General features: G+C 56.7%; 10 protein-coding genes and 1 pseudogene. 7 read left to right on the top strand and 4 right to left on the bottom strand.

Annotated features, from left to right (window positions below):
• Positions 1–4: 4 nt before the first annotated feature.
• From tssC to tssA, 3 genes are read right to left on the bottom strand one after another with little or no spacing between them, the layout of a single operon-like run.
• Entirely contained in the window at positions 5–1,480 is a 1,476-nt protein-coding gene (gene tssC, locus AC3A5O_RS03100) for a type VI secretion system contractile sheath large subunit (RefSeq protein ID WP_122567610.1), read from the bottom strand.
• A gap of 25 nt (positions 1,481–1,505) precedes the next feature.
• Positions 1,506–2,009: a type VI secretion system contractile sheath small subunit gene (gene tssB, locus AC3A5O_RS03095; RefSeq protein ID WP_122567611.1), complete on the bottom strand. Its 504-nt coding sequence runs from the start codon at positions 2,007–2,009 to the stop codon at positions 1,506–1,508.
• Positions 2,010–2,041: 32 nt separating this feature from the next.
• Positions 2,042–3,598 carry a type VI secretion system protein TssA gene (tssA, locus tag AC3A5O_RS03090; protein WP_122567612.1) on the bottom strand — a complete coding sequence of 519 codons (1,557 nt, stop codon included), beginning with the start codon at positions 3,596–3,598 and terminating at the stop codon, positions 2,042–2,044.
• A gap of 446 nt (positions 3,599–4,044) precedes the next feature.
• Here tssA and AC3A5O_RS03085 point away from each other — a divergent pair, with 446 nt between their 5' ends.
• The 4 genes from AC3A5O_RS03085 to AC3A5O_RS03070 are packed head-to-tail and all read left to right on the top strand — an operon-like array spanning position 4,045 to position 9,915.
• On the top strand, positions 4,045–6,105 hold the full coding sequence (locus tag AC3A5O_RS03085; RefSeq protein ID WP_305468865.1) for a type VI secretion system Vgr family protein: 2,061 nt from the start codon (positions 4,045–4,047) through the stop codon (positions 6,103–6,105).
• Complete coding sequence (locus tag AC3A5O_RS03080) at positions 6,102–6,956, top strand: DUF4123 domain-containing protein (RefSeq protein ID WP_305468867.1); 855 nt, start codon at positions 6,102–6,104, stop codon at positions 6,954–6,956. Before AC3A5O_RS03085 ends, AC3A5O_RS03080 begins: the two co-directional genes overlap by 4 nt.
• Positions 6,953–7,726 (top strand): hypothetical protein, encoded by a 774-nt coding sequence (locus AC3A5O_RS03075; RefSeq protein WP_305468869.1) that lies wholly within the window; start codon positions 6,953–6,955, stop codon positions 7,724–7,726. Before AC3A5O_RS03080 ends, AC3A5O_RS03075 begins: the two co-directional genes overlap by 4 nt.
• 11 nt (positions 7,727–7,737) lie before the next feature.
• Positions 7,738–9,915: a lipase family protein gene (locus AC3A5O_RS03070; RefSeq protein ID WP_305468871.1), complete on the top strand. Its 2,178-nt coding sequence runs from the start codon at positions 7,738–7,740 to the stop codon at positions 9,913–9,915.
• Between the two features lie 151 nt (positions 9,916–10,066).
• On the opposite strand, the gene AC3A5O_RS03065 is transcribed toward AC3A5O_RS03070, so the two are convergent.
• Positions 10,067–10,249 (bottom strand): hypothetical protein, encoded by a 183-nt coding sequence (locus AC3A5O_RS03065; protein WP_305468874.1) that lies wholly within the window; start codon positions 10,247–10,249, stop codon positions 10,067–10,069.
• Between AC3A5O_RS03065 and AC3A5O_RS03060 the strand changes: the two genes are divergently transcribed.
• From AC3A5O_RS03060 to AC3A5O_RS03050, 3 genes and pseudogenes are all read left to right on the top strand, one after another.
• Positions 10,235–11,350 (top strand): type IV toxin-antitoxin system AbiEi family antitoxin, encoded by a 1,116-nt coding sequence (locus AC3A5O_RS03060; RefSeq protein WP_305468876.1) that lies wholly within the window; start codon positions 10,235–10,237, stop codon positions 11,348–11,350. The genes AC3A5O_RS03065 and AC3A5O_RS03060 overlap by 15 nt on opposite strands.
• On the top strand, positions 11,335–12,240 hold the full coding sequence (locus tag AC3A5O_RS03055) for a hypothetical protein (protein WP_305468878.1): 906 nt from the start codon (positions 11,335–11,337) through the stop codon (positions 12,238–12,240). The genes AC3A5O_RS03060 and AC3A5O_RS03055 overlap by 16 nt, the downstream gene beginning before the upstream one ends.
• 24 nt (positions 12,241–12,264) lie before the next feature.
• A pseudogene (locus AC3A5O_RS03050) lies at positions 12,265–12,478 on the top strand (IS66 family transposase); the annotation flags it as partial.
• Position 12,479: the final 1 nt, after the last annotated feature.

Below are 12,479 nucleotides of genomic sequence, written 5' to 3'. Positions count from 1 at the left end.
GTGCTTACGCCTTGTCCAGCTTGCCAACCAACGACAACGTGAAATCGGCGCCCATGTACTTGAAATGAGGCCGAACGTTGAGGCTAACGCGGTACCAGCCCGGTTCACCTTCCACGTCGCTGACGATGATCTTCGCGGCACGTAGCGGACGACGGCCACGGACTTCGGCACTCGGGTTCTCCTGGTCAGCCACGTATTGGCGAATCCAGTTGTTGAGCTCACGCTCCAGGTCCGTACGCTCTTTCCAGGAGCCCAGTTGCTCGCGCTGCAGCACCTTTAAGTAGTGAGCCAGGCGATTGACGATCATCATGTAAGGCAACTGTGTGCCGAGCTTGTAGTTCAGCTCTGCATGCTTGTCCTCGGCGCTGTTACCGAAAAACTTCGATTTCTGCACGGAGCTGGCGGAGAAGAAGGCGGCGTTGTCACTGCCTTTGCGCATGGTCAGGGAGATGAAGCCCTCCTCGGCCAGTTCGTATTCGCGACGATCGGACACCAGGACTTCGGTCGGGATCTTGGTTTCGATTTCGCCCATGCTTTCGAAGTGGTGCAACGGCAGGTCTTCGACCGCCCCACCGCTTTGGGGACCGACGATGTTCGGGCACCAGCGGAATTTGGCGAAGCTGTCGGTCAGCCTCGTGCCGAACGCGTACGCTGTGTTGCCCCACAGGTAGTGCTCGTGGCTGTTGGCAACGGTTTCCTTGTAGACGAACGATTTGACTGGGTTCTCTTGGGGATCGTAGGGGGTGCGCAACAGGAAGCGCGGTACGGTCAGGCCGAAATAGCGGGCGTCTTCCGATTGACGGAAGCTCTGCCACTTGGCGAATTGCGGGCCTTCGAAATGGTCTTTCAGGTCCTTGAGGTCCGGCAGTCCGCAGAAGCTCTCCAAGCCGAAGAATTTCGGACCGGCTGCGGCGATGAATGGCGCATGGGACATGCAGGCGACACTGGACACGTACTGCATCAATTTCACGTCCGGCGAGCTTGGGGACATGAAATAGTTGGCGATGACCGCGCCCACCGGCTGCCCACCGAACTGGCCGTACTCAGCCGTGTAGATGTGCTTGTACAGGCCCGACTGCATGACTTCCGGCGAGTCCTCGAAGTCGTCCAGCAAATCGTCCTTGGACACGTTGAGCATTTCTATCTTGATGTTTTCGCGGAAGTCAGTGCGGTCCACCAGCAACTGCAAGCCGCGCCACGCCGACTCCAACGCCTGGAATTGCGGGTGATGGAGGATTTCGTCCATCTGGCGGCTGAGCTTGGCATCAATTTCGGCGATCATGCGGTCAACCATGGCTTTCTTGACCGGCTCGCCGCTGTTTTGCGGCTTGAGCAGCTCTTCGATGAACGCAGACACACCGCGCCTGGCAATGTCGTAGGCTTCATCGTCCGGGGTCAGGCGGGTCTGGGCGATGATGCTTTCAAGAATGCTGTAGTCCGCGTTGTCCTGGCTCTGCTGCTGTACTGCATGGGTATTCATGTTTCGGCTTCCTTGGCTGAAAGAATCAAGCGCTCTTCGCGGTGGTATCCAGACCCAGCTCATCCAGTACGCGGCGGCGGGAATCGTCATCGGCGAGTACGCCTTCGATGGCTTTACGAAACGCCGGCGCATTGCCCAACGGCCCCTTGAGCGCCACCAACGCGTCGCGCAGCGCCATCAGTTTGCTGAGTTCCGGCACTTGCTCGACCAGGCTCGCCGGGTTGAAGTCTTTCATTGAGTTCAAGCGCAGCTGTACAGGCAGTTCCTCAGCGCCGCTCTCTGCCTGGAGACGATTCGGTACGCTCAGGGTCAGGCTCAGCGCTTGCTTGGCCAACACTTCGTCGAAGGTCATTTTGTCGATGCCAATCGGCTTGCGATCCTCGACCTTGCGTTCATCCCTGCGGTGGGTGTAGTCACCGATCGCCAACAGTTTCAACGGCAGTTCAATGTCTTCCTGAGCACCGCCGGTAGCAGGTTTGAAGGTGACGTTGATGCGTTCCTTGGGGGCGACCGAGCCTTCTTTGGCCATGACTTTCTCCTTACAATTTTGGACCCGGAGGTCTATTCAATAACCCGTTCCAGGTCGAGGTGACACAACCTGCGATGGGTCTCTTCCTTGCACTCACGTACAGAGTGGTTTTGTGGCAACAACTCGCAGCAGCTGTGCAACAAGTGCAGCACCTGCAGCTCCAGGGCAGGCTCCCAGGTGCTCAGGCCTGCGTTTCGTAGCGTCTGATCGAGGGCCTCCAGCTGAACCTTGGTGAGTTCGTATTTCCTGGCGGAGAAGCACAGGCGAGCCAGCGCGAACTGCCAGAGGAATCGCTCGCGTGCCCCATTGGCGCTTTGCATGGCTTGCCTGAGCAACTTAACGGCAGGTTTGAGACCGTCCTTGCGCAGGATCGCCTCGGCCTCCTCCAGCGCCAGCTCCCAAGGCGCCTGGTTGTCGGCGACATCGGCTGTGGGTGCCCCGCCGGGCCTTTGCAGGTGAGGCATGACCTGGGCAGCGATCCAACCCCGTGTGGCCGAATCGGCGAACGGCGTACCGTCATGCCAACGCAATTCGATAATGCCCGGCAGGCGCTGGATGAATAATGCGAAGTGGACTTCCACTTCACGCATGGCCAACTCGGCGTTCAGCCCTTGCAGGCATTCCCAGGCAAGCCTCTGGCCATCGAACCAGAACGGTGCCGTCGCCAGGCTCGCCTCGATCTCCACAAGCAGGTCTGCGTAATCACCCTGCTGGAGACGGTCCTGATAAGCCTTGAGTTTGTCCACCGGCAGGCCACGCAACTGGGTGACCTGCTCAGCGTTGCGCTCGGGCAATACATCGATGGCCAGCCAGAGCAGGGTGCGATTGAGGCGCAGGGCACGAGCGTCCGTCGCTTTTTGTTTGAGCCACCAGATGCATAACGGACGCGCCCCATCCTGCTGGGCGCGCAGGGCCTTGTGAGCTTCCTTTTCGTTTTCGATCGGAGCGCCGGGGGTAAGCAGTTGGGTGGCAACTTGTTTTACCTGAGCCACAACCGTTCCAATGGCACCAGGCTGCGGTCGGTTTTCGATGGCCCGCTGGATCATGGTGTTAAGACGCCGGCACAGCGGCAACAGTAGAGGTGCGTCATCCCCCAAGTGGACGGCGCAAGCAGCGTCGAGGCCTTCCAGCTGTTCCGCCAGATGACGGAACATCGGCAACTGCTCCTTGATCGCAATATCATCGCCGAACGCTTGCTCCAGGCGAGGCATCAGCCAATTGATGCTAGCGGCACGGGTTCGATTCTTGAACGGATGAACTTCAAGCCAATGGTGTTCACATAAGTGCTGCAAGAGACCGAGCCCGGCCAGCAGGCCCTGGAATGATTCACGCTGATACAGCGCCCAAACCAGCCAAGCCGCCACCCGCAGATCCTTCGACTGGGTGCGCAACAGCGCTTCACCTCCCTCCAGGATCTTCAGCCAGTCGACCTGGCCACTTTCGTGCATCGACTGAGCTTTGCCCACCTCACGTTCCAAGGCTTCGTATTCATTTGAAAAGCGCACGTCCGCACCCGCAAAACTCTCCTTGGAAACGGGCGTTTTGGCGAGAGCCAGATAATGGGCGAACAGTTTTTCGGAATACGACATTCACGACCCTGCTAAGACAATTGGTTTGTGGCATGGGCAATTTGGACGGCATGGCTATTCAAGATGAATATTCAGCCTCACTTGTAGGAAGTTTCGTTAAACACATCCAGACATCTTTCCTGCAATCACGTTATTTTCTTAGCTACCGAACGCCGCCAAGAATGCCAAGGTTTTCCACATAAAAAAGTAGGAACTTTCCTCTTTTCCAAAGAGACACATCCATATTGAGACCACCTGAAACTTCCGACGTCGAGGCGGCCTTTAACAAATTTGAGAACTCCAAGCCAGTCAACGAAAAATCACTTCAAATTATTTCGTTCGCGATCATTTTTTCTCTCAAAGAAAATTCCTACATCCTTTTCTTTTTTTACCGGTGCGTGCGCGCACCCTGATCAAGGCTGCTTCAATGAGACCAGGAGCCAAAGCCACAGCCCAAGGACGTTCGCATGTTCCATACCCTTGATTTGCCCAACTTCCGCCTCACGATTGCCGATCTCGAACATGACCTCCAAGTCGTGGCCTTCGAGGGTCACGAAGCCATCAGCGCCCCTTATTCGTTCGACATTGAACTCGTCAGCGAACAAAGAAATATGAATTTGGAAAATTTATTAAACAGGCAGGCCTTTCTAACATTCGATAAACAGGGCAGCGGTGTTCACGGACTGATTTATCGTCTTGCACAAGGTGACTCGGGCAAACGTTTAACGCATTACAAAATAAGATTAGTGCCACGACTGGCTTACTTGGAGCACCGCACCAATCAGCGAGTTTTTCAACAGACCAGTGTGCCGCAAATCATCACATTGATTTTCAAGGAACACGGCATTCTTAGCGACGCTCATCGCTTCCAGTTGAACGCACGTTATCCGCCTCGCGAGTACTGCGTGCAATACCACGAATCTGACTTGCACTTCATCCAACGGCTGTGTCACGAAGAAGGCCTGCATTACCATTTTCAGCACAGTGATTCGGGCCATCTGCTGGTACTGGGTGATGACCAGACCGTATTCCCCCGGCTTAAACACTGCACTGCTTATAAACACGACAGCGGCATGGTTTACGACGAACCGGTTATCCATCGTTTTGGCCTGCGACTGGAGACCCGAACCAGCCGCGTCACGTGTCGTGACTACGATTTCAAGAAGTCGACGTTCCTATTGGAGAGCAGTTGCCAGCCTAACCTCGGAAAAGTCCGGCCGGACTTGGAAACCTATGATTATCCAGGCGACTTTACCCAGGAAAAACGCGGCAAGTTATTGAGCCTGCGGACCTTTGAACGCCATCGCGCCGACTACCGCCAAGCTGAAGGAAAGAGTGATCAGCCGGCACTGACGACGGGACACTTCCTGACATTGAGTGAGCACCCTCGCCAGGAATGGAATGACCTATGGCTCCTGACCGAAGTGCATCACCAAGGCAAACAGCCGCAGGTGCTGGAAGAAATGCCCCCCTGCGATACGGGCAGGCATGAAGACCACCTCAATCAGGGCTATCGCAATCGCTTCGTTGCCACGCCTTGGGACGCCGTCTTTCGTTCGCCGCGGGTCTATAAGAAACCACGTATATCGGGCAGCCAGACAGCAATCGTCACCGGCCCCCAAGGCGAAGATATCCACTGCGACCTGTATGGCCGGGTCAAGGTCAGGTTCTTCTGGGATCGCGCGAAACGCTTCGACGACGGCAGCAGTTGTTGGTTGCGAGTCGCCTCGAACTGGGCAGGCAACCGCTACGGCGGCGTCACGATCCCGAGGGTGGGCATGGAAGTGTTGGTGACGTTCATGGAAGGCGATCCCGACAAGCCTTTGATCAGCGGGTGCCTGACCAACAGCGCCAATGCCTCGCCCTACCCGTTGCCTGCGCACAAGACCCGTACCGTGTTTCGTTCTTGCAGCTCGCCGGACGGCAATGGCTTCAACGAGCTGCATCTGGAAGATCGCGCAGGTCAGGAGCTGATCTATCTACGGGCCCAGCGTGACATGGAACAGAAGATTGAAAACGACAGCCGACTGGAGATTGGCAACGAGCGGCGGGAAACCATCAAGGGCAACAGCATCACCGTCCTGCACGCCGAGGAGCATCGGACCACGGCCGCCAACCGCACGGTCCAGGTCGAAGGCAATGACTACCTGCGCGTCGCCAACCGCCACATCCGCGTTGATCAGGTACTGGCCGTCGAGGCCGGTCAACAGGTGCATATCAAGGCGGGTGCCCATGTGGTTCTTGAAGCTGGGGCGACCCTCAGTTTGAAAGCCGGCGGCCAGCACATCGTGATCGACCACAGCGGCATCTACAGCAGCAGTGCAATCCAGATCGGCGGCGCACCTATGGCCGGTATCACCGCATCGTCGTTCACGCCTGGTTCGACGGCTCCCCTGACGGCCCCCCTGCCAGTGCTCGCCACCACCCAACGAGCCCTGATAGCGGCCAGCAAAGCAGCGGGACTGGATTTCTGCCCCCTCTGCGAGGCTTGCCGTGAGGGTTTATGCCCAACGGAGGCCGCCGCATGAAACGCTCACTCCCGCATCGATGGCTGATCGAACAGCAACGTCTTGGTCATGCCTTGTGCGTTGTGCTGGACTCAGAAAATGAGCATCACATGCGCCAAACATTGCTGAAAAGCAGTCGTCCCGACCAATACCTGAGTGTGTACGGCCAAACCCTGGTTGCTGAACTCGGTGACACCGGGCCCTTTATCTTCATCGTCGAGCGGCCCGGCGACGAACCTGTCAATGAACTGCTCGACCGGCCTGACAGCCATTGGGGCTGGCTTGCCAGCCTTCCCAAAGGGGGCCTGCCAACGTTGATGGAGCACTGGCGTGAGCGGTTGATTATCGGAGAGCGCCCTCATCAAGCGCTGTACCGCTTCCATGACAACCGCGTCCTGGCCCGGGCGCTCAAACATCTGCCCGTTGAAGCCTATCCGGCCTACCTCGGGCCAGCGCTAAGCGTCTGCTACTGGCAGGACACTGGCTGGGCAAGCATGCATAACCCGGCACCGGGGACATACCCAGTGCCTGCTTCGCCGCCTTGGTTGCAGGTGCCTGCTACCGCGCAGCAGGCGACACAAACTCGACTCCTCAATGCCCGCCGCTTCCTGTTGGCCGAACATGTCCGGGCCTTCGCCACACTTGCCGAGCAACGGGATCCAGAGACGTGGTTGCGTGCCACGCTCGATCAGGCCAAGGCATGGCACTGGCAGGCCCCTGAACAGTTGGAGTTCTTGCTGACTCAGTGCCTGCATGCACCCACCCATAGTCCGGCGTCGTACTGGCAAGTACGCCCGGCCGAAAGCCCCGACGAGCATTTTCAACGGGTACGCCTGATGACGGCATTCTGGCAAGGGGATGCGCCGCTATGAAATATGCCCTGCGAATTTCGTGTTTGAGCGGCTGCCTGGCGCTGACGATGGGTTGTGCCGCCAAACAACCGAACACGTTCATTTTTACGGCAGACTTGCCGCCTGACTTTGCCTACCGTGCCGCGGTGTACTACGTACCCGCTCCAGGCGAAACCTGCGCCGTCGAGACCCGGTATAACAAGGCGCCGGTATTCAACAGGGAGTGGCGCAAGGCCTACACACCTGATTCCGAAATCGTTATTCGCCGAACCCGCATGGGTTGCCCGTTGGTGATCGATCGCATCGAACTCGAGATCAACTCCGCCTACGGTAAGGATTGGAGCGATATCAGTCAGGACTCGGCCAATATCGTGATTCGCGATGCGCTGGAAGAACAATACAAAGGCGCTTTCAGCGAAGCGGGCGAAAGCACTTTTTACGGCCAATGCCAATGGTTGTTCCGCACCTCAGGCAAACCTCGCATCCTCAGAAAAATCCTCGACTGCAAAAAAACCGACCCTCAGGGCGTGCTTGGGCGCGGGCGTCCTTTCTCGGCGTACACCCTCGATCAGCTACCGGGCAAGACCGTGAGGATGAAGATCAAGTTGGCCCGCGAGGAGAGCCCTTACATGGGGGATACCTGGGTGAAGGTGCCTAACGGCTGGAAACGCTGCATGGGCGATAACTTCGAAGATCCATACGCATTTTGTTTTGGTAATTACAAAGACTTCAGCGGTTTTCAGATGCCTGACGGACGCAAATGCACTATTTATCCCGGCTGTACGGAATAAGGAGATCACGTATGACGTCGTTTCAAAAGGAATTGGAATCAAGGCTAAGCAATCGCATTTTGACTTGCCCTGCAGGGGGTAGATGGACCAGCTTTCAGCTCGTCGATGAATTGGGCTCTGGCGAGCCTTATGCGGGACTGTCCTATGTCGCTACCGATTCGGAAGGACAAAAATACCCCGGCAACCTGGATGCCACGGGTATCGGTAAAGTCACGAACCACTATGCCGGGCCGGTTGCCCTTGCCTTCGAGCAACAGTATCAAGAGCAGGAAAAGCTCTATATAGAACTTCAGCGTAGAGCCCACTACCCTCTCAAGATCACCGAACTGCAAGTTCGCGCCGAGCAAACCCGCTACCTGAACCCAAATGCCACCCGCACTCGGGAAAATCCGGCACAAGCCTGCGCAGATGATTTTTTCCAGGTAGAAGTTCGGCATCTGGTCAAGCATGTCGCCCATTTGCCCCCCGAGGTGTACCGCCATTACCCGCACCCGGCAGGGCCGGCACGGCTGATGGGCGAACATGGCAAGCTCGGCGTGGCCCTGATGCCGCACAGACACACGGTGCTTGAAATACGACCGTTGCGCGCCTTGCGTCCCATGCTGTCCACGCCCCCCGAGTTTTGCGTGCTCAACTTGTATCAACTGGCCCTGTTGTCGACGCTGACCTATTGCCCCTTCGGCCAGAAACCTGAAAAGGCGCCGATAACAACGCCGGTGAGCTTCACTCGGCAGCCAAGCGTGGGTAATTGGTTCGCCGACGCATTGGCCAAGTTCGAAGAACTCGGGGAGTTCTATCCGGGCCAGACAAAGCCCTACTACCCGCTGTATGAAGACGTGCCCTACTCCAGACGCCTGGAGATCGTGCCCTTCGACCCGGCGCTCTACGCGGTCAATGATCCCGCATTGGGGCTGCGTCAGGAACATCCCGCCAAAGTCCATTTTCTCGACGACACCGGCGAGGAAAACAGTACAAATACCCAGGCCTACATCACCCACAACGATGAGCTGATCCTGATAGCCGTGCGCGGCACCCAGCAACTCGCCGACTTCCTGCGCGACGCCGATGCACGTCAAGTGCCGTTTGAAGAAGGTGTGGGCCAGGTGCATCGAGGATTCTATGGCGCCGCCAAAAAAACTGCGGCCTTCGTGACGCGTTATCTGGACCGGTTCTACGCAGGGCAAAAACTGCTGATCTGCGGCCACAGCCTGGGCGGCGCGGTGGCCTTGCTACTCGCAGAAATGCTGCGGCGCAGACCGGAAGGCTACACCCTCCAGCTCTACACCTACGGCGCCCCCCGCGCCGCTGATGCCACCTTCACAAAAAACGCCGAAGCCCTGGTGCATTACCGAATGGTCAACCACAACGACCCGATACCCAGCGTGCCCGGCAGTTGGATGAATACCCAGAGAGGCGTTTATGGCACAGGGTTGGCCCTTGCATTCGCCAACGTACCGGTCGGGCTTTCCGTATTCGTCGCGGGCATCACTCGCTGGACGGGCGAACCGTATGAACACCACGGCACCTTGCGGCATTTCCTGCCGGTGGAATTCGGTCGCAAGGAACGCTCCTCCATTCTGTGGATGCCCCGTTGCGACACCATCACCCAACACGCCGCCTGCGACGTGGCCCTCGAACATAAACATGGCCTGCCGGACCGCCCGGCCCTACTGGCCCAACTCATCCAGACCGGCAACCACTTCATGGTCCCCAGCTACATCCCCGCTTGCTGGGCGACCTTGCGGCGCTGGCAGCAAGCGCAAATCAGCGGAAGTACGCTGGTGACAAGACGCGAATATGAATGGATCGACAATGCACTGGCGCGGATTACCCAACAGTTGCGCGATGAAGAGCGTCGCCTGGCGGGAAGGAGCGCGCCCAATGGACGTAGCGAAGGCGCCCTCAACGTTGCGCTCATCCGCGAGGTCGACAAGCTGCACAGTACGCGCGCGCGCCTGGCGACACTGCGTACCGCGTCGGTGAGGGAAAAAGACGTCTATGGGAGCTTGTCGGAACAACCTGAGCAACTGGCCCACAACCTGGCTCGCTGGCAGGCGCATCCGGAGAACAGGGTGGCGGAGCAACTGGCGATGGCACCGGCCATGGATGACGGCAGTGAATTGATCCGTGGTGGTCACGGGTATGCCATTGGTGAACCGTATACGCTGGATCTTGATTCCATCATTTGACCGGCGCGGCTGCCAACCTACGGCGGCTGCGCCCGAGGCGTCGGACTGACTTGAGCGCAAACAAGCTCTGTCGCCACGGACCGCGTACGTCTTCAGATTAGGTATGCAGCTCTACTGCCTTCTCGAAGGACGGCTAATTTCCTGAGGATCACTAGCTACAAGCCCATTCTTGCTCGCCAAGAGCTTTACAGATCAAAAAATGATCTTTTTTAGGTTGAATGCTATATTTAGCTGCCCAGCTAAATATTGAATTTAAGCTAATATATTGCTCCAGCTGAAAGTTTTGCTGGGCAGCTAAAGATGGGAAAGGAGCTAAGATATGGAAAAACATCATGATTGGAGCTCCAAGCTTGAGAGTCAGGTCTTGGATAGCTTAGGGCACAGTCTCACTGACGCTTTTGGGCACGAGGCGCGCCTTAAAGTGCACGCAGGGCATGAAGGTCTAGCCGCAGGCCCTGATGCTGTGATCGAGCTGAGCACGTCAGCTAAAGATCTACAGATTCTCGTCGAGGTCATTGGCAGTGCTTACCCTCGAGACATCCGAGACGCAGTCTGGCGCCTGGACAGTTTTGAACGAAATCGACTCCACGATATGGACAGTGTCCGGATGATTGCAGCGGAGTCGCTGAGCCCTGGCGCAAAAAAAGAATTGAAAGAGAGAGATATCGCTTTTTTTGAGCTAGGTGGAAGCCTCTACCTCAAGCATGACTCTTGGCTAATTGATATACAGCGACCATCAAAACCCAGCGCCTCAAGGCGAGCGTTACAGCTTTTTACAGGTGCTCGCGAAAATGTCATTCATTCGCTGCTAGTGCACAGCCATGAATGGCTGACGGGCACTGAGCTATCAAATTTAGCAGAGACCTCTCAATACACCTGCTCCCTGGTGCTTCAAGAGCTGACTCAGCGCGAATGGTGCGAATCAGTAGGTGGAGGTCCAACCCGACGCAGACGATTGATCAACCCAGGAGCGTTACTCGACGCGTGGGCCGAGCAATGGCAGGCACGAGCACGTGAGAATTCATCCACTTGGTATACGTTTGTGGAAAGCCCAAAGCACCTGCTTGCACGGGTTGCAGAAACAGTTGCCGAAAAGCAGATCGATTTTCCATGGGCATTCACAGGGACCGCTGCTGGCAACGTATTCGCACCATTGCTAACAAGCACAGACACTGTCGACCTGATTGTCCCTAAGGGCTATGCAGAAGACATGGCCGATATGCTCAGGCTCAAGCCCGCAAAAAAAGGGCCGAACGTCACCATCACAGAGCGTGAAGGCGCTAGCTTGCTGTTTAGGCAGTCCCATCCCGAATTCCCTGCATATTTTGTAAGCCCATACATTCTGTATCTCGATCTCCTTGATGGTCGAGGGCGAAACAAAGAGCTGGCTGAGCACATTAGGAAATTTTTGGAGGTTGAATGGGCAAGGAATTGAAACCCCGCACGGCTGCGGGGTACGACGTTGATATGACAAACGCCTGTGAGAGGACCTTACTCACACTACTCAGTGCGTTTGGTAATTTGAAAGACACATTGCGCTTAATCGGCGGCCTAGTGCCTCGCTACCTGACCCCAGAGGCACCACCAGAGGTGCCAATGCATGCGGGTACGTCTGATGTAGACCTTGTGCTGAACCTAGAAGTCCTGGCGACCGGCAACGAATACGCCAGCCTTGCCGATCAGTTGAAGGCGCGAGGCTTTGTACGTTGGGTCGAGGATGGAAAACCAACGTCTTGGAGATGGCGCAGACAAGTTGATGAGCATATTGAGGTCGTCGTAGAGCTACTACGTGATGCCGGTGACGAGCAACCTGGAAAGGCCGTGAGCGTTAGCGGCGAGCAGGTCTCAGCACTGACCATCAAACACGCCAGAATCGTGCACGACTGGTATCAAGAAAAAGAGGTCGGTGCTCAACTGCTCGACGGCGGAGGAATGTCGGTCGACATCATACGGTTTGCAGACGTGCCTGCATTTGTGATTCTGAAAGCTATTGCCCTTGACCAGCGGCAAGAGAACAAAGATGCAGCGGACCTCATCCATGTAGTTCAATACTCAGGCTCACTTGAAAACGTGGCCAGGCTTTTTGTTGAGCGAATTCGCACGGGGCAGCATGCAGAGGCCGTGAGCGATGGGTTGGCTGCATTGGCCCGGCGCTTTGGCGACGATAAATTCAGCGATGGGTTTGAAAAGGTAGGGTCAGTCGCATACGCACGGTTTCATGGCGGCGAAGATGAAGACGATCTGATTAGCGCACAGCGCTATGCGGCAGGCTTGATTCAAGGTTTGCTCGCAGAAATCGAAGCTCAAATGGCGAAAGCTACCTGACTCAGGCTGTCCACCACCAAAGCTCACTGCGATGATGGTCGAGTCGAAATCGACAATAGCTACGCCGAACGGGCATTGCGCGCCGAGGCATCGGGTCGCAAATTACCTGTTTGCTGGTTCCGACGCCGGCGGAGAACGAGCCGCTGCGACATACAGCCTGCGGGGTTCGACCAAACTCAACGGCCTGAACCCGCAGGTCTTGACCTACGTACCGGAACGCATCGCCGAGCACCCGATAG

The sequence above is a fragment of the Pseudomonas sp. Soil_N_39 genome (assembly GCF_057655955.1).
This window is presented reverse-complemented; position numbering and strand designations above follow the sequence as displayed.

Bases quoted from the DNA above. Each gene is read 5' to 3' on its own strand.
- tssC (WP_122567610.1), bottom strand. From the start codon at position 1,480: ATGAATACCCATGCAGTACAGCAGCAGAGCCAGGACAACGCGGACTAC.
- tssB (WP_122567611.1), bottom strand. From the start codon at position 2,009: ATGGCCAAAGAAGGCTCGGTCGCCCCCAAGGAACGCATCAACGTCACC.
- tssA (WP_122567612.1), bottom strand. From the start codon at position 3,598: ATGTCGTATTCCGAAAAACTGTTCGCCCATTATCTGGCTCTCGCCAAA.
- AC3A5O_RS03085 (WP_305468865.1), top strand. From the start codon at position 4,045: ATGTTCCATACCCTTGATTTGCCCAACTTCCGCCTCACGATTGCCGAT.
- AC3A5O_RS03080 (WP_305468867.1), top strand. From the start codon at position 6,102: ATGAAACGCTCACTCCCGCATCGATGGCTGATCGAACAGCAACGTCTT.
- AC3A5O_RS03075 (WP_305468869.1), top strand. From the start codon at position 6,953: ATGAAATATGCCCTGCGAATTTCGTGTTTGAGCGGCTGCCTGGCGCTG.
- AC3A5O_RS03070 (WP_305468871.1), top strand. From the start codon at position 7,738: ATGACGTCGTTTCAAAAGGAATTGGAATCAAGGCTAAGCAATCGCATT.
- AC3A5O_RS03060 (WP_305468876.1), top strand. From the start codon at position 10,235: ATGGAAAAACATCATGATTGGAGCTCCAAGCTTGAGAGTCAGGTCTTG.
- AC3A5O_RS03065 (WP_305468874.1), bottom strand. From the start codon at position 10,249: ATGATGTTTTTCCATATCTTAGCTCCTTTCCCATCTTTAGCTGCCCAG.
- AC3A5O_RS03055 (WP_305468878.1), top strand. From the start codon at position 11,335: ATGGGCAAGGAATTGAAACCCCGCACGGCTGCGGGGTACGACGTTGAT.